The organism is Nocardia sp. CA-290969 (assembly GCF_050936135.1).
GTDB lineage: Bacteria > Actinomycetota > Actinomycetes > Mycobacteriales > Mycobacteriaceae > Nocardia.
In genome coordinates this window covers 1,073,122-1,092,077 of the sequence record NZ_JBNJNJ010000001.1, presented here as the reverse complement: position 1 = coordinate 1,092,077, position 18,956 = coordinate 1,073,122, and the positions used below count along the sequence as shown (strand labels likewise).

Genomic DNA, 18,956 nt, shown 5'->3' with positions numbered 1-18,956 from the left:
CGGACCCTGCGCTCCCACCTCACCCGCTGTGGGAGCGCAAACTACACCGCCGCCTCGACGACGGCTACACCCGAGACCGCTCAGACCTCGAGTAGCTCGGATTCCTTATGTTTCACCAGCTCGTCGACCTGGCCGACATAGCGGGCCGTGGTCTTGTCCAGTTCCTTCTCGGCCCGACCGACCTCGTCCTCACCGGCCTCGCCGTCCTTCTGGATCCGGCCCAGCTCTTCCATGGCCTTACGACGGACGTTGCGGATCGAGACCTTGGCGTCCTCGCCCTTCTGCTTGGCCTGTTTGACCAGCTCACGGCGGCGCTCCTCGGTGAGCTGCGGGATGGTGATCCGCAGGATGTCACCGTTGTTCGTCGGGTTGACCCCGAGATCGGAATTGCGGATCGCGGTCTCGATCGGCCCCAGCTGCGCCTGCTCGTACGGTTTGACCACCACCATCCGCGGCTCCGGGACGGTGATACTCGACATCTGGGTGATCGGGGTCGGCGATCCGTAGTAGTCGACCACGACCCGCGAGAACATCCCCGGGTTCGCGCGCCCGGTCCGGATGCTGCCGAGATCGTCCTTCGCCACCGAGACAGCCTTTTCCATCTTCTCCTCGGCGTCGAAGAGCGCTTCTTCAATCACGACCGTTCCTCCACTGCGTCGTCATCGTCATGACCCGCGGGCCCGCGGTATCAGGATCGAACCAATGTGCCGATCTTCTCACCGGCCACCGCCCGGGCGATATTGCCCTTGGTCAACAAATTGAACACCAGGATCGGCATCTGGTTGTCCATGCACAAACTGAACGCCGTCGCATCGGCGACCTTCAGATCGCGTTCGATCGCTTCCTTGTGGGTGATCTCCTGGAACATGCTGGCGTTCGGGTTCAGCCGCGGATCGGCGTCGAACACCCCGTCCACCGCTTTGGCCATCAGCACCACATCCGCACCGATCTCCAGGGCGCGCTGGGCGGCTGTCGTATCGGTCGAGAAGTACGGCATGCCCATACCGGCGCCGAAGATCACGACGCGACCCTTTTCCAGATGCCGTTTGGCGCGCAGCGGCAGGTACGGTTCGGCCACCTGCCCCATGGTGATCGCGGTCTGCACGCGGGTGTCGATACCCTGCTGCTGCAGGAAATCCTGGAGCGCAAGGCTGTTCATGACGGTGCCGAGCATGCCCATGTAATCCGAACGTGCGCGTTCCATCCCGCGTTCCTCGAGTTCGGCACCGCGGAAGAAGTTTCCACCGCCGATCACCACCGCGACCTGCACCCCGGTGGCCACGACTTCGGCGATCTGTTCCGCGACGGTTTGCACCACATCGGGATCCAGCCCCACGGTGCCGCCGCCGAACATCTCACCACCCAGCTTCAGCAGTACCCGGCGATATCCTGGGCGGTCGGTCCCGGGTTCCATCATCGGCTGGCGTCTCCTTCGGCGATCGGCGGTGCTCGGTGGTTGTGCTCATGATGCGGGCCGGGACTTCCTCCGGTACCGCCCGCTTCCGACTGGCCCGGGCACGGTACGCGGCTACCCGGCAGGGCCAACACAAGGCGGCCTCTATCCTGCCCTACTCCCCCGCAGTGCCGGTACGAGGGGGCGGCGGACGTCGGAAGACGCCCCCTCAGCACGAAACCCCCGTCGCAGCGGCTGCGACGGGGGTTTGCGGGAACAGGTCAGGCCTGGCCGACCTCGAAGCGGGCGAACCGGGTAACGGTGACCCCGGCCTCGTCCAGCAGCGCCTTCACGGTCTTCTTGTTATCGGTGACCGACGGCTGCTCGAGCAGCACGACATCCTTGAAGAAGCCGTTCACGCGCCCCTCGGTGATCTTGGGCAGCGCGGCCTCGGGCTTACCTTCTTCCCGAGCGGTCTGCTCCGCGATCCGGCGCTCGTTCTCGACGATATCGGCGGGCACCTCGTCACGGGTGACGTACTTGGCCTTGAGCGCGGCGATCTGCATGGCGGCGCCACGGGCGGCCTCGGCGGCCGCGTCACCGGAACCGGTGTACTCGACCAGCACGCCGACGGCCGGCGGCAGATCCGACGCCCGCTTGTGCAGGTAGGTGGCGACCGGGCCGTCCAGGGAGACGACACGACGCAGTTCCAGCTTCTCGCCGATCTTGGCGGCCAGTGCCTGCAGCGCCTCGTCGACGGTCGAGCCGTCGAGAGCCACGGCCTTGAGCGCGTCCACATCGGCCGGCTTGGCGGCCGCGGCGGCAGCGACGATCTTGTCGGCCAGCTCCTGGAACTCCGCGTTCTTGGCGACGAAGTCGGTTTCGGAGTTGATCTCGACCATCACGCCGTCCTTGGCGATGACCAGACCCTCGGCGGTGGTGCGCTCGGCCCGCTTGCCGACATCCTTGGCGCCCTTGATGCGCAGCAGCTCCACGGCCTTGTCGAAATCGCCGTCGGTTTCGGCCAGCGCGTTCTTACAGTCCATCATTCCGGAGCCGGTGAGCTCCCGCAGCCGCTTCACGTCAGCGGCGGTGTAGTTCGCCATCGGGGGCGAGCCTCCTTCGAGAAAGTCAGGTACCGGTCAGCGGTGGTCACGACTCGTGCGCCGTGACCACCGCTGTGGAAAATTCGGATCCGGCGGCGCTCACCTTGGCAGTGGCCGGTGAGCGGCGGCCGAACACGGGGTGACGACTCAGGCCTCGGCCGGAGTCTCGGCGGGCGCTTCGGCCGGGGCCTCGGCGCCGGGGGCGGCCTGCGCCAGCAGTTCCTGCTCCCACTCGGGCAGCGGCTCGGCACCGGCTTCGGGCTTGTCGTCACCGCCGGAGCGGCCGGCCCGGGCCTGCACGCCCTCGGCCACCGCGGAAGCGACGACCTTGGTGAGCAGCGCGGCGGAACGGATCGCGTCGTCGTTACCCGGGATCGGGTAATCGACCAGGTCGGGATCGCAGTTGGTGTCCAGGATCGCGATGACCGGGATGTTCAGCTTGCGGGCCTCGCCGACGGCGATGTGCTCCTTGTTGGTGTCGACGACCCAGATGGCCGAGGGCACCTTCTGCATATCGCGGATACCGCCGAGGGTGCGGTCCAGCTTGTTCATCTCACGCGTGAGCATGAGGATTTCCTTCTTGGTGCGACCCTCGAAGCCACCGGTCTGCTCCATGGCCTCGAGTTCCTTGAGGCGCTGCAGGCGCTTGTGCACGGTGGAGAAGTTGGTGAGCATGCCACCCAGCCAGCGCTGGTTCACATACGGCATACCGACCCGGGTGGCCTCGGCCGCGATGGACTCCTGGGCCTGCTTCTTGGTGCCGACGAACAGGACCGTGCCGCCGTGGGCGACCGTCTCCTTGACGAATTCGTAGGCCTTGTCGATGTAGGTCAGCGTCTGCTGCAGATCGATGATGTAGATGCCGTTGCGGTCGGTGAAGATGAACCGCTTCATCTTCGGGTTCCAGCGACGGGTCTGGTGCCCGAAATGCGCGCCGCTGTCGAGCAGCTGCTTCATGGTTACGACAGCCATGGCTCTCGTACTCTCTTTCGTTGCCGGTTGTCGCAGCAAGCCGGCGGCCTGCTGCCCTGGCACCACAGAACGTTCGGACCCGATCGTCGATCGGGACCAGCCGAGACGTCCCCTGTTCCGGAATCGCGCCGCCGGCCGGCGGCTCCGCGAGGAGCGCGTGGCGGGCAGCGCCGTGATGAACAAGCACGGTGGTGCGCGAAGTCGATCGGTGCCACGCAGTTACCCGCGAACACAGACCGCTCGGCCAGTTTACGGCGTGCGCTGCGCGAATCGGAAATCGGCCGGTCGCGTGGACCTGGCGTGGGATCGCCGGCCAGTCGTTTGAAATGCAATTTGTTCACAGGAGGCGAGTTATCCACAGGTGCCGGAATTGCGGGTTCCGGTGGGAATCCGCCCCGGGCAGGCTGAGCCTATGACCGCTGACGACCACATGACCTGCACGAACACCATGAGCCCGGACAGACCGACGGATCCCGCGCTACCACCCGCACCCCATTGCTGGCCCCATATCGCCAGGAAGAACCGGCCCGCAGCGCCCCGAGCCGAACGCCACGCGGAATCGGCAGCGCCGTGGCCCCGGAAATCCGGATCCGCACCGGACAGACCGGTGAGCACCCACGATCATGATCATCCGGGCGGCCGGACCGATCGGCAGGCCACGCTCGGTACGGAAGTTCGTTCCGTACGCGCTCGCCAGGCCCGGGGTCCGCGGATCGCGGGCCGGATGGGGTGCGGCGCGGCGGCGGACCGGCCGAGGCCCACCCCGCCTGCGGATACGCGCACCGAATTGCCCGACCGGGGCCCGCGATCGGCGAAGTCCGGCAATCCGGCGGAAGCCACGGCCGGCCCCGGCGATATCGAGCGCCGCGCACGACGCTACGAACGACGGATGGCGTATGGCGCCGCCCGCACATCCCATCACCCAGGGCCGTCTCTCACCTCCTTCGATTCGCAACGGGCGAACCCCGGGCATACGACCCGGTACCCCACGGTGCGGCCCGGCATCACACAACCGCCTGCGCCGGCCGCCCACCCGTTCGCACCCGGCCGCCGGTCACGCCGCGCGCCCGTCCGGAACCCGATCCGCCGTGCCACGCCCGAGGACCAGGTGGGCGACCCGGACCGGTCGCCGCGGGCACACCGGGCGCCCCGCGAATCGACACGATGGGCGCAGGCGAAGGCAGCGGGCCGGACGCCCCGCGCGGCCTCGCGGCCCCTCGCTGCACCGGTACGTGCGGTCCTGCTCCGCGTGGGCGTACTCGCATCGATTCCGACAAGCGTGCCGCACAGCCCGGCCATCCGCCACGGCTCGGGCGTACTCGCATCGGCACGGACAAAGGTCCAGCGACGCAGCTCGGCCGTGCGCCGCGGCGCGACCGCATTCACGTCGGCACGCATGAATGGCCGGGAACGCCGGCCGTCAGTACGCCCGTTCGGACACGGTGCGTCCCATGACCGGCCGTCGATGGCCTCGGCACCCGGTTCCTCGTGGATGCTCGACCCGCAGCGGGGTGTTGGCTCCTCCCCGGCCCGCCATCGGCGACGGTCGCCCCGTCGCCCGGCGGGGGCGCTACTCTCTACCGCCCTCACGACCGTGATCGTTGCGATCCCGTTGGGGCCGGGAAGCACCGCCGCGGCCTATTCCGGTGATCGGCCCGCGCTCGCGTACGCCGGCACCGGAGGTATCTCGACCGGCCTGGAACGGGCTGGTGCCGGGCCTGCTCTCTTGCCGAGCTCACTGTTCGGGGAGACCGCCGCGGCGGGCGGCGCATCCGGGCCGGCAACGGCAACGATTCCCGCGCACAGCGGGCCGCTGCCGGCCGCCGGATCGGTGCCGGGGCCTCGGCGGGAAGCCGCCGGACCAATGGGACACAACGAACCGCGTACCGAGAACGCGGCAATCACCGGCGGCACCCGATTTGCCCAGGAGGCCGGCGTTCCCGGCGCGGTGGACCCAGGTCTACCGGACCGCGCCGGGCCGGAACCTACTGGGTTCGCGAGCTGGAACCACGGCACAACACAGGATGTGGCCGGATGTGGGTCCGCGTCGGGATCCTCCCGGCCCGGGCAGGGGTCAGGCTCGGCGGCTCCCGGATCGGGATCGGCTCCCCGTTCCGGGCCCGGGTCGGGCTCGGCGGCTCCCGGCACACCATCCGGTTCGGCATCAGCGCCCCGCTCCCGGCCGGGATCGGGCTCGGCCGCTCCCGGCATACCGTCCGGATCCGGATCGGTTCCCGGCCCGGCATCCGCACTGGAGTCGACGTGCGGTGTGCTTCCGCTGCTCGACGGGGTGCTGCGCGCATTGATCCGGCTCGCACCGCTGGTGGGTCCGCAGCCGTGTCCCTGCCCGCATGTCCGGCAGTAGGAGCAGCGGTGCGGGGCCGGGCGTATGGAGGGGGTACGCCCGGCCCACGGCGGGTCCGATGGCGGGGTTGCTGGTTCTGGTATTCGCGCTGCTCTTGCCCGGTACGGCCGCCGCCGGCCCCGAGCGGCCTTTCGAGTGGCCGCTGCGACCTCGGCCGGCCGTGGAAAGGCACTTCGACCCGCCGGAACAGGACTGGTTGCCCGGACATCGCGGCGTCGACCTGACCGGTGCACCCGGCCAGGCGGTGTACGCGGCGGGGCCCGGAACGGTGGTTTTCGCCGGAGAGGTCGCCGGCAAACCAGTGGTATCCATTCGTCACGAGGGCGACCTGCGTTCGACCTATGAGCCGGTGACAGCGGAACTCGCGGTGGGGAGCAGAGTCACCCGAGGGACGAGGATCGGTGTGCTGGAGGCCGGACATGCGGGATGCGCGGCGGCCTGCCTGCACTGGGGGGTCCGCCGCGAAAGCTCCCGCCGGGCGAAACGCGAGTACCTGGACCCGCTCGGCCTGCTCGACCTCACCCCGATCCGGCTCAAACCTGTCTGACAGCAGCGAATGGACCAGGACGCGGCCGTTCTCCGGCTCCGGCCGCAACGCCGCGCTGATCCGGTGGCATCCGGTGAGCCCGGACCACAGCGACCCGGGCTCACCACTGCCCAATGGCCGAGACGTTCGCGCCGGCGAGTGTGGTGCGGAGCCGGACGCCGCCGGCCAGGCCGGACGCACACCGATCCGAGGCAAGGAGGCGGCCCGCACCGCGCGACGGCGGGTCTATCGCACCGGTGAACCCAGTACGACGACGGCACCACCAGCGAACCCGGTACGGGGCTGGCCCCACCGGCAACGTGGTACGACGACGGCCCACCAGTGGACATGGCCGGCCCCGGGCGTGCGGCGGCCGACCTCGCCGGCTCGGAACGTGCGGCGGCTGCCTGTACGAGAACCGGCGCCCGTCCGGCGGTTTCGCTATCCGGCGCCCGGAGTGAACACAACGAACCCGGTGGTGATCGACACGGCGAGCACCACCGCGACGGTCGTCCACCGTAGGGTCATCGAACCGGAACTGCGGGCACCCCGGTGCAGGCGGAGATTGCGCCGGTAGCCGAGGGCGGCGACGAACAGGAGCACCAAGCCCGCGACACCTGGTGCGAGCGCGGTGGTGTCCCAACCGGCTTCGAGTACCGCACGCAGCAGCAGGAGCGCGACGGCGACCGTGCCCAGGCACGTGCGCCGCCACGACAGAGCGGTACGTTCCGCCGCCAGGCGGACCTCGGTGGGATCGGGCATCGTCACGACCTCAATGCAGTAGCACCGCTGCGCAGGCCAGGATCGCGACGAACGCGGTTCCGGCGGAGAGCACCGGAACGAGCACCGTTCCCGGCAGCGGCCGGCCCTCGTCCATGGCCGCCCGGATACGCCGCCAGTGCAGGTACGCACCCACCGCCACCGTCAGGGACAGCACCAGGCAACTGACAGCCAGCGCCGCGCGGAAATCGGTTTGCCAATGCTCCACGACCACGGTGTGCACCGCGACCCCGCCCGCCAGCAAGCCGAGTGCGGTCCGGATCCACGACAGGAAGGTCCGTTCGTTGGCCAGGGTGAACCGATAGTCGATCGGTACCGCAGCACGTTCTGCCACCTCGGCACCGCCCGGTTGGCGATCATCCCCCGGTGGTGGGGTCATCGGGTATTCGCGCTGTTCATGGTCTGCACGCTCACCTCCCGGTCCGCACTTCGGCCACAGCTGGGCGAATCCGCTGGACAGCGTATCGCCACACGACCACGCGTCCGCGCCCACTGCCCGGACGGGGATCTTCCGCTTCAGGCCTTCGCAGGCGGGCGAGTGGGCACAAACGGTGCGTCGACCGACTCGGACCGTCGCGACGTCGCCGGTCCGGACCCGGAACCGTCGGGAAGTCTTCCGGATACGACTCCGGGTTGCCGTCCGTTCAGGGAGGCGATGAGCACGATGGACCGCTGTCGCGCAAAAGTTGGATCCGGCCTTCGCCGATGGGCTCTACGCGCGGGGGTGAGCTCGGTCGTGGGCCTTCCGGAGCCTGTCGATGGACACGTGGGTGTAGAGCTGGGTGGTGGCAAGGCTTGCGTGGCCCAGAAGTTCCTGCACCACTCGCAGGTCGGCGCCGCCTTCGAGAAGATGGGTGGCCGCCGTATGCCGGAGGCCGTGCGGGCCCATATCCGCTGTGCCGGGGACGGCGGCTACCGCGGCGTGCACCACGGTCCGGGCCTGCCGCTGGTCGAGGCGGCGGCCGCGGCGGCCCAGTAGCAGGGCACGACCGGATTCCGGAGTGGCCAGCAGGGGCCGGCCGTGGTGCAGCCATCGGTGCACCGCGTCGTCGGCGGGCAGGCCGAAGGGCGCCGACCGTTCCTTGCGGCCCTTGCCGAGCACACGGACGACCCGGCGTTCGCGATCCACATCGTCGATATCGAGTCCGCAGAGTTCACTGACCCGGATACCCGTGGCATAGAGCAATTCGACGATCAGCCGGTCGCGCAACGCCATCGGGTCATGCTGTGCCGCACCGGATTCCACCGCCGACATGATCCGGCCCGCCTGCTCCTGCCCCAGCACCGCGGGCAGGCTGCGATGCGCTTTGGGAGCGGCCAGGCGCAGGCCGGGGTCACGTTCGAGCCTGCCGGTATGAGTGAGCCAGGCGGTGAAAGCCCGGGCGGCAGAGGCCCGCCGGGCCATACTCGTGCGGGCGGCGCCTTGTTCGGCATGCGCGGCCAGCCACGAACGCAGCGTGGTCAGATCCAGTTCACGTAGGGAGACATCGGCGGTCTCCCCCAGCAGATGTCGTAGCAGCGACCGGGTATCGCCGAGGTAGGCACGCACGGTGTGCGCCGACCGGTTCCGGCCGAGTTCCAGATATCTGCCGTATTCGGTCAGCAGCGCTTCCAGGTCCTCGGGCAGTTCCACCCCCCTACCGTCGCCTGCCCGCCCGTACCGCGCAAGCCCACGCGCCGCACCACGACGGCGCCACCCAGCCCCGTCTCGGGCGCACAACCAATCAACCCTTGGGGCGCATTCGCTGCTGCTCGGTGGCGTGACCGACGGTATGCACGTGCGGATCGCGGCCCCCTCGGGGTTCCAGCCCGCGCCGGCGGTACTCACCGCGGCCCGTGCCCGCGCCGCCCTTGCCCACATCGCCGAACCGCGCGGTCGCCGGTTCGTCGCCGATTTCGTGCCCGCGGCCGGGATTCGAAGCGCGGATCGCCGCTCGCGGCTGCCGGCGTCCGACGTCTGTGCCGGCCACGGGCAAAGCGCCGCGACCACGACTCCGAACACCGACCTCCGGCACGGCCGGGCCGGCGGGATTACCCGCGCACCTCGGCCGTTCGCCGGCCGCGGAATCCGCGCTGTACCGACCGCATCTGCTGTCTCCCCGTGATCCCCCGGGTATCGGCGATAGCCGCCTGCCGCGCCGCACGGCCGGCGGACCGTGCCGCGCACCGAGCAGGTTGCTGTTCATGCCGACCGCGACAGCAAGCCGTCACGCGCTCGTGGCATCCGACGGAGTCGGGAACCGTCACCCGGGGTTCTCCGTGGTCGTACCCGGACCGCCGTCCGTAATGCCCCTGACCGGTGTTCCGGACGCACCGCGTAGGCGATACCAGCCCGACCCTCCGCTCCCGGCGAGCCCGGCCAGATCCAGTGCGGCCAGCCCGGCGCGCACCTGGGCGATGTCCAACCCGGTGGCGGCGCACAGTTCGTCGGGCCGGCGGCCGCCCACACCGGGCAATGCGGCGTAGAGGGCGGCCTGCGCCTCGGTGAGCCGATGGTGCGAGGGTGTATCCGCCATCGGCAGATGCAGCGGCGCGGCATCCGCCAGGATGTCCTCCACACTGCTCACCAGCGTGGCTTCCCCGTCGCGGATCATCCGGTGGCAGCCGGCGGAGGCCGCGGAGTCCACCGAACCGGGGACGGCCAGGGCCGGGCGACCGATTCGGCGGGCCCATTTCACCGTATTGCGGGCACCGCTACGCACCCCGGCTTCGACGACGAGAACTCCGTCGGACAGGGCCGCGATGAGCCGGTTCCGGGCCAGGAAGTGGTGTTTGCGAGCGACGGTGCCCGGTGGATATTCGCTGATCACCAGGCCGGTTTCGGCGATCCGGTCGAGGAGGCGGTCGTGCTGGGCCGGATAGGGCCGGTCGACACCGCAGGCCAGGACCGCGAGGGTGGCGCCACCGACCGCGAGGGCGGCCCTATGGGCCATCCCGTCTATACCGAATGCCGCACCGGAGACCACCGTCCAGCCGCGGGCCGCGAGATCTCCGGCCAGCGCACCGGCAACCCGGTCGCCGTATCCGGTGCTGCAGCGAGCACCCACCACCGCCAGCGATTGTTCGGTCAGTTCCGTCAGACTGCGGTTTCCCCGTACCCACAGCACCAGTGGCAGCGCGCTGTCGGGATCTCGGCCCGGTGGCAGCTGCGCCAGGCCGAGCATGCGCCAGGCCGGCCACTCCGGGCTGTCCGGGGTGATCAGCCGGCCACCCAGCGCCGCCATCGTTTCCAGGTCCCGGACGGCCAGATCCTGGGTACGGCGCTGCGCCGTGGCCGCGTGCAGAACCTGCGGCAGTTCCCGTTCCCGCACGGCGCGCGCTGCCTCCACCACGCCGACCGACTCGATCAGCGCGGTGAGCGCCGGGCACGGGCCGAGCACCACGCGGGACAGATAGGCCCAGGCGAGCTGTCTGCGGCCGGAATCATCGGCGGCCCCCTGCGCCGCCGGCGTTCCGGGCCCGCCCGGCATCACTGGGTGCCCCGCTGGCGGAAGTTGAGCGCCTGCATGACGTCGTGTGCGCTGGGCACGTCACCGCCGCGCAGATCACAGATCGTCCAGGCGACCCGGAGCGCGCGGTCGGCACCGCGCGCCGAGATCCGCCCCAGCCGCAGCGCCGCCTCGACCGGTGCGGTGGCCTCCCCGGGTAGCGGGAATTGCCGCCGCAGTACATGGCCGGGCACCTCCCCGTTGGTCCGCCAGCCGAACTCGCGCCAGCGGGCGGCGGCGGCCGAGCGGGCGGCCGTGACCCGCGCGCGGACCGTCGCGCTGTCCTCGGATTCCGCGGCCGCGAGCCCGGCAGTGGACATCGGATGCATCTGCAACCAGATATCGATGCGGTCCATCAGCGGACCCGACAGCTTGCCCAGGTACCGGCGCCGGGCCAGCGGCGCGCAGATGCAGTCCACATCGCGGGCGGGGGCGCAGGGACAGGGGTTGGCCGCCAGGATCAGCTGGAACCGGGCCGGGAACCGCGCGACCCCGTCCCGGCGGGCGATGCGGACTTCCCCTTCTTCGAGCGGCGTACGCATCGCCTCGAGCACCTTGGCACCGATTTCGGCGCATTCGTCGAGAAACAGCACACCCCGGTGGGCGCGGCTGACCGCACCCGGCCGCGCCGACCCCGATCCGCCGCCGACCATGGCGCTGACCGAGGTCGAATGGTGGGGTGCGACGAACGGGGGTGTGGTGATCAACGGCTGTTCGTCCGACAGGGTGCCGGCGACCGAATGGATGGCGGTGACCTCCAGCGACTCGTTGTCCGACAGCGGCGGAAGTACACCGGGCAGCCGCTGCGCGAGCATCGTCTTACCGATCCCGGGCGAGCCCGTCAGCAGCAGGTGATGCCCGCCGGCCGCGGCCACTTCCAGCGCCCACCGGGCCTCGTGCTGACCCGCGACATCGCGCAGATCCCCGGTAGGAGGTACCTGCCGGGGCGAAAGCGGCCCCGATTCGGCGAGTTCCCGCTCGCCACGTAACCAGTCGAGAGTGGCGCGCAGGGTCGGCGCCCCGAGCACCCGGATCCCCGCGACCAGACCCGCCTCGGACAGCGCCTCCTCGGGGACGACCACCGTTTTCCGGCCCGCCCGGCGGGCCGCGAGCACCGCGGGCAGAATTCCCCGCACACGCCGCAGCCGGCCGTCGAGCGCCAATTCCCCGAGCAGCACGGTCCCGGCGAGCCGGCTCGACGGCACGATATCGGCCGCATCCAGCACCGCGATCGCCAGCGCAAGATCATATGTCGATCCCACTTTCGGAAGCGTCGCAGGCGACAGCGCCAGTATCACCCGGCCGTCCGGCCATTTCTCGCCGGTATTGGCCACCGCCGCACGCACTCTGTCCCGCGATTCCTGCAGCGAGGTGTCCGGCAGACCCACCAAGTGCACCGACGGCAGGCCCTGCCCGATATCGGCCTCGATTTCCACGACCTGCCCGTCGATCCCGCGGACCGCGATCGAGCAGGCCCGGCCGAGCGGCATCAGAACACCGCCTCGAGGTGCTCGATCACCGGATCGGCGGTGCGTGACAGCAGGACCGAGACGACGTCGAATCGGATGCGCTGCCACGGACCGTCCTGTTCGGTGAGCCAGAGCAGCGCCAGCCGGCGGATCCGCCGTTGTTTCTCGTAGGTGACCGCTTCGGCCGGTATCCCGAAGCCGAGACCCGATCTGGTTTTCACCTCGACGAATGCCGTGATGCGCCCGTCCCGGACGATCAGATCCAGTTCGCCGTACCGGCAGCGCCAGTTCCGGCAGACGATTTCCATCCCGGCGGCCTGCAGGTACTGCGCCGCCAGTTCCTCCCCTTGTGCGCCGAGCGCCGTGTTGTGTGCCACCCACCCAGCATCCGTGGCGAGCGGGCGCCCGATCCCGCGCCGACCTGCAGAAACACTATCCCTGTGGATAACCGCACCCTGTGGATTACGGGTACGGACAGCAGGTCGGCCGGCTGCCGACGCTCATCACAGGCCGGCTTCCCGCCACGACCACCCAGCCGTCGCTTGTGGCGGCGAACCGATCACGTGGGCAACCAGCGTCATCGTGGCATCCGCGCCGACCCACGCGTACGCGCGACCCGGGAGTCACTGCCCCGGGAGACGACGGACCGCCGCCCGAACGGGCGCCGGTCGCGGTCCGGGGCGACCGACCGCGACCGCCGGGCCGACGAGCCACGGCTCCCTTCGCGCACCGGCACTACCGACACACGGCGGGAAGATCGCTGCGGCGGGTCACTCCGGAAGCCGCAGGTCCGGCTTCTCCAACTCTTCGATGTTGACGTCTTTGAAAGTGATGACCCGGACGTGTTTGACGAACCGCGCCGGCCGGTACATATCCCAGACCCACGCGTCGCTCATCCGGACTTCGAAGTACACCTCACCGTCGGCGTTCTGCGGGCGGAGTTCCACGGAGTTGGCCAGATAGAAACGGCGCTCGGTTTCCACCACGTACGAGAACTGACCGACGATGTCCTTGTACTCCCGGTACAGCGAGAGCTCCATCTCGGTTTCGTATTTCTCGAGGTCCTCGGCACTCATCGGGTGGAACGTCCTCCTTCTCGCCGCCATGCGTGTGTTGTCATCATCGCTCATGCTGCCCGCGCATGTCACCGTGGGCCGGTCAGCAGCCCGTCGGCGAGGGGGCGGCGTGCGTGCGGTGAAGGCCCGGGTTGTCCGTTCAGGCCGCTCCGCCGGACCCCGCGGTGGCCTCGGCGAGGATTTCGCCGGTCGGCGTCGGCTCGACCGTGCAGTCCCGTACATTGCGCCACGACCTGCGATGTTCCGGGCAGGGGCCGAGCCGGCGCAGCGCTTCGATATGCCGGTTGGTGTTGTAGCCCTTGTGCTCGGCGAACCCGTACCCCGGGAGCCGCTGATCGAGTTCGACCATCATCCGGTCCCGGGTGACCTTCGCCAGCACGCTGGCCGCCGCGATACAGGCCGCGGTGCCGTCGCCGCCGATCACCGGCAGGGACGGTACGGGCAGCCCGGGCACCCTGAAGCCGTCGGTGAGCACGTAACCGGGGGTGCCGCCGAGGCCGGCGACGGCCCGGCGCATCCCTTGGATATTCGCCACGTGGATACCGATGGCGTCGATTTCGGCCGCCGGGATCACGACGACCGACCAGGCCACCGCGAGCCGGGTGATCACCGGGTACAGCGCCTCCCGGGTCGGCTCGCTGAGCTTCTTGGAATCGTCGAGCCCGGCCAGTGCGTCGTGCGCCCGCGGGCCGAGCACACAGGCGGCGACGACGAGTGGTCCCGCGCTGGGGCCGCGGCCCGCCTCGTCCACCCCGGCGACCGGGCCGAGCCCGCAGCGGTGCAGCGCCGATTCCAGGGTCCGCAGCCCGCTCGCCCGGCGCATCACCACCCGGGGTGGCCAACTCTGCTCTCGTACCGGTTTCATCCGCGTCTTCGTAGCCAACTCGATCCGCCCCGACTCAATTCTCCTGCGGATTCGTTCCCTCGATCGGACCGATCCGGCCCGGCGGCCAGATCTTGAACACCGCCTTACCGCGCACATTCTCGATCGGCACGGTGCCCTGGAACTCGTCACCGACGTGTGCGCGGGAATCCGCGGATTCGTTGCGGTTGTCGCCCATCACCCAGATATTGCCCTGGGGAACGGTCACGGGTCCGAAAACCCGGCCCACCGGGTAGGAAGCGTTGGCCTGGCCGGGGGTCCACGGGTAGTCGTCCTCGACGTAGGGCTCGTCGAGGGGCTGTCCGTCCACCATCACCCGGCCCTGTTCGTCGCAGCATTCGACGGTCTGGCCGCCGACCGCGATCACTCGCTTCACCAGGTCGTTCTCATCGGGCGGTACCAGGCCGAAGAAGGAGAAGAAGTTCTGTACGCCGCGGATAACCGTGTTGTCGGAGCGGATGGAGCGGTAGTGCCCGTTCCACGACGGGGGCCCGACGAAGACCACCACATCACCGGGTTCCGGTTCGCTCCAGTAGTAGCTCACCTTCTGCACATAGATCCGGTCGCCGGTGCAGCCGGCGCAACCGTGCAGGGTCGGCTCCATCGATTGCGAGGGAATGACATAGGGGCGGCCGACGAAGGTCACCATGAGGGCGGCGATCACCGCCGCGATCACCAGCAGGATGGGAAGTTCCTGCCAGAACGGCCGTTGCTTCTTCGCTTTGACGGCCCGCCGCGCCCGGCGCCTGCGCGGCTGCCCGTCCGCGGGATCCGACCCCGATACCGACCAACTCTCGTCTGCCACGCGAACAGCGTAGCCCGGCGCCGCAGCGGATACGCGGCACCGGGCTACTAATGCTGTTCGCCGAGGTCACGGCCGCGCGCCGAGGCGCGCGAGTGTCGGTGACCAGGGGCAGGTCAGCGCTTTTCTTTGATCTTGGCGGCCTTACCGCGCAGCTCCCGCAGGTAGTACAGCTTGGCGCGGCGGACATCGCCACGGGTCACCACATCGATGTGATCGATGGTGGGGCTGTGCACGGGGAAGGTGCGCTCCACGCCGACACCGAACGACACCTTGCGCACGGTGAAGGTCTCGCGGATACCGCCGCCCTGGCGCCGGATGACGACGCCCTTGAAGACCTGGATACGTTCTTTGGAGCCCTCGATGACCTTCACGTGCACATTGAGGGTGTCGCCCGGACGGAAGTCGGGGACATCGCTGCGCAGCGAGCTCTCGTCGACGAAATCAAGGGTGTTCATGATCATCCTTCTGATGGTCGCGCGAACAGAGGAACCTGGCGGCACGGTTGCTCGACCGGTTCGTGCTCCGAATGTGGGATGCGCCCGGGCCGAGTGCGCCCAGGGCAACCCGTGCATTGTGCCAGATCAGGGGTCGCTTCCGGAAACCGGCCCCGGCCCGGTGCGCGGGTCGCCCGGGTCGTCGTCGCTTTCCGCCGCACCACCGTGGGCCCATCTGTTCAGGTCGTGCAGCAGCGGATGATGCCGGTGCGGCGCGGGCGGCGCCGGCACCACCCGGCGGGTCAGCTCCTCCTCGGCCGCCGACCGGACGTGCTCGACATCCGGTTTCCCGGCGATCAGATCCTGCACGAAGATCTTGGCCCGGATGACGGGGCGGCGATACCGGCGTTCCCGCACGATCGCCCGGTACATCAGCCGCCGCCGGTTGTTGCCGTAGCGCCAGCGCGCCCACGGCGCCCCGGGCCGGCTCAGCCGTAGCGCACCCACCACCAGCAGCGGCAGGAAGAACATCCCGAACAGGCCGGTCCAGATCTTGCCCTTGGCGATCACCACGGCGGCCAGCGCCAGGTTCACCAGGGCGAACACCACGACCAGTACGCGCACCCAGATACCGGGTTGATCGCGCAGACCGTTGATCTCGAGCAACCACAGGGGATGGAATCCGAGCAGCAGCAGACCGGTCACGGCCAACGCGACGAAGACCGCGTCCACCGAGGTGCGGCCCTGTTTCTCCCAGTAGACGTCACGCAGGTAGTAGAGCAGCGCGAATTCGTCCAGGACCAGCGCCGCACCCACGCCGAAGGACGCCGCCAGCCCCGCCGCGACGCCCGGACCACCACCGTCGTCCGCGGTGGCGATCATCCCGATCCCGGAGATCAGGACCAGTACCACCCCGAACACCATGTGGTGGATGTGCACACCGCCGGATTTCAGATTGCCCGGCCACCAGCGCACCTGGGCCCGGATCAGCCGGACACTGATCCGGATCACCAGGAATCCGAGGATGAAGCCGACCAGGAAACACAGCAGCGGGAGCCGGCCGGCGGCGATGACGTCCTCGGACCACCACTGCCGCATACCGGCCCCCTTCAGCGACGATGCCCGCTTACTTTCCGAAACCCGCCCGCCGCAGTGCGTCGGCCATGGCGCCGTTCACAGGTGCATTATCCCGCCGATTATCGCGGCCCTGCCCCCGATTGCGGTCGCCGCCGCGGCCGCCGCCGTTGCCCTGACCACCGCGACCTCCGGCATTGGCCTGACCACCGCGACCACCCGCGTTGCCCTGGCCACCGCGGTTCTTCGCGCCCCGGCCCTGGCCACCGCGCTCCGCACCGTCGCCGCGCGGGGCACCGTCCCGTCCGCCGGAACCGCGCCCGCGCTCGCCCCCGGGGCCCTGACCGCGTTCCGGTTTCCCCGCACCGGGTTCGTCGTCGAGCCGCAGCGACAGGCCGATCCGCTGGCGCGGGATATCGACCTCGAGCACTTTCACCTTCACCACATCGCCGGATTTGACGATCTCGCGCGGATCGCGGACGAAGTTCTTCGACATCGCCGAGACGTGCACCAAACCGTCCTGGTGCACACCCACGTCGACGAAGGCGCCGAACGCCGCGACATTGGTGACCACACCCTCGAGCACCATCCCCGGCTCGAGGTCGGCGACCTTCTCGATTCCGGCGGCGAATTCCGCGGTTTTGAATTCCGGGCGCGGATCGCGGCCCGGTTTCTCGAGTTCGCCGATGATATCGGTGACCGTCGGCACGCCGAAGGTTTCATCGGTGAAATCGGCGGGACGCAGGCTCCGCAGCACGCCGGCGTTGCCGATGATCTCGGCGATCCCGCTACCGGTGGAGTCGAGGATCCGGTGCACCACCGGGTAGGCCTCGGGGTGCACGGCCGAGGTGTCGAGCGGATTGTCACCGCCGCGGATGCGCAGGAAGCCCGCACACTGCTCGAATGCCTTGGGACCCAGCCGCGGTACCTCCAGCAGAGCGGTCCGGCTGCGGAACGGGCCGTTGTGGTCGCGGTGGGCGACAATACTTTCCGCGACCGAACCGGTGATACCGGAAACCCGCGACAGCAGCGGGACCGACGCGGTGTTCACATCGACCCCGACCGCGTTCACCGCGTCCTCCACCACCGCGCCCAGCGAGCGCGCCAGCAGCGTTTCCGAGACGTCGTGCTGGTACTGCCCCACCCCGATGGATTTCGGTTCGATCTTGACCAGTTCGGCCAGCGGATCCTGCAGCCGCCGCGCGATGGACACCGCGCCACGCAGCGAGACATCCAGTTCCGGAAGCTCCTGGGAGGCATAGGCCGACGCCGAATACACCGAGGCCCCGGCCTCGGACACCACGATCTTGGTCGGCTTGTTGCCCGGGATCCGTTCGATCAGCTGCGCGGCGAGCGCATCGGTTTCCCGGGAGGCGGTGCCGTTGCCGATGGCGATGAGTTCGACCCCGAACCGCTCCACCAGCGCACCGAGTACGGCCAGCGATTTCTCGGTCTGGTTCTGCGGTTTGTGCGGGTAGACGACCTCGGTGGCCACGACCTTGCCGGTGCCGTCGACCACCGCGACCTTCACGCCGGTGCGATAGCCGGGGTCCAGGCCCATGGTGGTGCGGGTACCGGCGGGCGCGGCCAGCAGCAGATCGCGCAGGTTGGCGGCGAACACCTCCACCGCATCGCGTTCGGCGGCCTGCCGCAATCGCATCCGGGTGTCGATGCCGAGGCTCACCAGCAGTTTGGTCCGCCAAGCCCAGCGCACGGTATCGAGCAGCCAGCTGTCCGCGGGGCGGCCCTCGTCGGCGATGGCGAACCGCTGGGCGATACGCGCCTCGTAGACGCTGCGTTCTCCCGGCGCGAGTTCGGAATCGGCGGGTTCGGGGTCGAGGTGCAGGCTGAGCACCTCTTCCTTCTCACCGCGCAGCAGCGCCAGGATGCGGTGCGAGGGCAGGGCCGTGAATTCCTCGGCGAAATCGAAGTAATCGGCGAATTTCGCGCCGGCCTCTTCCTTCCCGGCGCGGACCGTGGCGGTGACCCGGCCGCGGTTCCACATCAGTTCGCGGAGTTCGCCGACCAGATCGGCGTCTTCGGCGAACCGTTCGACCAGGATCGCCCGGGCGCCGTCGAGTTGTTCGGTGGTATAGCCGGCCGGATCGGTGGACGGATCGCCGAGCAGGGCATCCGCGACGGGTTCGTGCCCCGCCTCGCGAGCGATCTGGGCCTTGGTGCGGCGCTTGGGTTTATAGGGCAGGTAGATGTCCTCGAGGCGGGCCTTGGTCTCGGCCAGCAGCAGCTGCCGGTGCAGGGCCTCGTCGAGTTTGCCCTGGCTGCGGATGGATTCGATCACGGTGGCGCGGCGTTCGTCGAGTTCGCGCAGATAGTGCAGGCGTTCCTCGAGGGTGCGCAGCTGGGCGTCGTCCAGGCCACCGGTGGCCTCTTTGCGATAGCGCGCGATGAACGGCACCGTGGATCCGCCGTCGAGTAGGTCGACGGCGGCGGCGACCTGGTTCTCCCGCACCGCCAGCTCGTCGGCGATGCGCCGGGTCACGCTGCCGGAAACGGCCGGGCCGGTGGAAGGGGCCGAGTCGGTGGGGATCGTGTCGGGACTCGAGGTCTCTGGCGCTGTCGTCACG

At 69.4% G+C, this 18,956-nt stretch carries 18 protein-coding genes; 1 reads left to right on the top strand and 17 read right to left on the bottom strand.

Annotated features, from left to right (window positions below):
* Positions 1–80 precede the first annotated feature (80 nt).
* From frr to rpsB, 4 genes are all read right to left on the bottom strand, one after another.
* On the bottom strand, positions 81–638 hold the full coding sequence (gene frr, locus ACQEVO_RS05170) for a ribosome recycling factor (protein ID WP_432909360.1): 558 nt from the start codon (positions 636–638) through the stop codon (positions 81–83).
* Between the two features lie 50 nt (positions 639–688).
* The gene (gene pyrH / locus ACQEVO_RS05165) at positions 689–1,417 is read right to left on the bottom strand and encodes a UMP kinase (protein ID WP_432909358.1); all 729 of its coding nucleotides are present in this window, start codon (positions 1,415–1,417) and stop codon (positions 689–691) included.
* 257 nt (positions 1,418–1,674) lie between these two features.
* Positions 1,675–2,499 carry a translation elongation factor Ts gene (gene tsf, locus ACQEVO_RS05160; RefSeq protein WP_280399289.1) on the bottom strand — a complete coding sequence of 275 codons (825 nt, stop codon included), beginning with the start codon at positions 2,497–2,499 and terminating at the stop codon, positions 1,675–1,677.
* 147 nt (positions 2,500–2,646) lie between these two features.
* Positions 2,647–3,471, bottom strand: a complete 825-nt coding sequence (gene rpsB, locus ACQEVO_RS05155; protein WP_280399290.1) for a 30S ribosomal protein S2 — start codon at positions 3,469–3,471, stop codon at positions 2,647–2,649.
* Between the two features lie 2,423 nt (positions 3,472–5,894).
* Between rpsB and ACQEVO_RS05150 the strand changes: the two genes are divergently transcribed.
* A complete protein-coding gene (locus tag ACQEVO_RS05150; protein ID WP_432909355.1) occupies positions 5,895–6,383 on the top strand; it encodes a M23 family metallopeptidase in 489 nt (162 codons plus the stop codon).
* A 420-nt stretch (positions 6,384–6,803) separates the two neighbouring features.
* Here the strand turns inward: ACQEVO_RS05150 and ACQEVO_RS05145 are convergent, their stop codons facing one another.
* From ACQEVO_RS05145 to ACQEVO_RS05085, 13 genes are all read right to left on the bottom strand, one after another.
* Positions 6,804–7,124 (bottom strand): DUF202 domain-containing protein, encoded by a 321-nt coding sequence (locus ACQEVO_RS05145; protein WP_432909353.1) that lies wholly within the window; start codon positions 7,122–7,124, stop codon positions 6,804–6,806.
* 10 nt (positions 7,125–7,134) lie between these two features.
* Positions 7,135–7,476 (bottom strand): YidH family protein, encoded by a 342-nt coding sequence (locus ACQEVO_RS05140; protein WP_432909352.1) that lies wholly within the window; start codon positions 7,474–7,476, stop codon positions 7,135–7,137.
* Between the two features lie 378 nt (positions 7,477–7,854).
* The gene (locus ACQEVO_RS05135) at positions 7,855–8,769 is read right to left on the bottom strand and encodes a tyrosine-type recombinase/integrase (protein WP_432922344.1); all 915 of its coding nucleotides are present in this window, start codon (positions 8,767–8,769) and stop codon (positions 7,855–7,857) included.
* 97 nt (positions 8,770–8,866) lie between these two features.
* Complete coding sequence (locus tag ACQEVO_RS05130) at positions 8,867–9,112, bottom strand: hypothetical protein (protein ID WP_432909351.1); 246 nt, start codon at positions 9,110–9,112, stop codon at positions 8,867–8,869.
* A gap of 273 nt (positions 9,113–9,385) precedes the next feature.
* Positions 9,386–10,612, bottom strand: a complete 1,227-nt coding sequence (dprA, locus tag ACQEVO_RS05125) for a DNA-processing protein DprA (RefSeq protein ID WP_432909349.1) — start codon at positions 10,610–10,612, stop codon at positions 9,386–9,388.
* A complete protein-coding gene (locus ACQEVO_RS05120) occupies positions 10,612–12,120 on the bottom strand; it encodes a YifB family Mg chelatase-like AAA ATPase (RefSeq protein WP_432909347.1) in 1,509 nt (502 codons plus the stop codon). The genes dprA and ACQEVO_RS05120 overlap by 1 nt, the downstream gene beginning before the upstream one ends.
* The gene (locus tag ACQEVO_RS05115; RefSeq protein ID WP_432909345.1) at positions 12,120–12,476 is read right to left on the bottom strand and encodes a YraN family protein; all 357 of its coding nucleotides are present in this window, start codon (positions 12,474–12,476) and stop codon (positions 12,120–12,122) included. Before ACQEVO_RS05115 ends, ACQEVO_RS05120 begins: the two co-directional genes overlap by 1 nt.
* Before the next feature lie 393 nt (positions 12,477–12,869).
* Positions 12,870–13,175 carry a DUF2469 domain-containing protein gene (locus tag ACQEVO_RS05110; protein ID WP_011210678.1) on the bottom strand — a complete coding sequence of 102 codons (306 nt, stop codon included), beginning with the start codon at positions 13,173–13,175 and terminating at the stop codon, positions 12,870–12,872.
* A 139-nt stretch (positions 13,176–13,314) separates the two neighbouring features.
* On the bottom strand, positions 13,315–14,040 hold the full coding sequence (locus ACQEVO_RS05105) for a ribonuclease HII (RefSeq protein WP_432909342.1): 726 nt from the start codon (positions 14,038–14,040) through the stop codon (positions 13,315–13,317).
* 34 nt (positions 14,041–14,074) lie between these two features.
* Positions 14,075–14,863, bottom strand: coding sequence for a signal peptidase I (lepB, locus tag ACQEVO_RS05100; RefSeq protein WP_432909340.1), 789 nt, complete (start codon positions 14,861–14,863; stop codon positions 14,075–14,077).
* A 113-nt stretch (positions 14,864–14,976) separates the two neighbouring features.
* Positions 14,977–15,318: a 50S ribosomal protein L19 gene (rplS, locus tag ACQEVO_RS05095; protein ID WP_030521783.1), complete on the bottom strand. Its 342-nt coding sequence runs from the start codon at positions 15,316–15,318 to the stop codon at positions 14,977–14,979.
* Between the two features lie 126 nt (positions 15,319–15,444).
* Entirely contained in the window at positions 15,445–16,395 is a 951-nt protein-coding gene (locus ACQEVO_RS05090) for a hypothetical protein (protein ID WP_432909338.1), read from the bottom strand.
* A 28-nt stretch (positions 16,396–16,423) separates the two neighbouring features.
* Positions 16,424–18,919, bottom strand: coding sequence for a Tex family protein (locus ACQEVO_RS05085; RefSeq protein ID WP_432922341.1), 2,496 nt, complete (start codon positions 18,917–18,919; stop codon positions 16,424–16,426).
* Between the last annotated feature and the right edge of the window lie 37 nt (positions 18,920–18,956).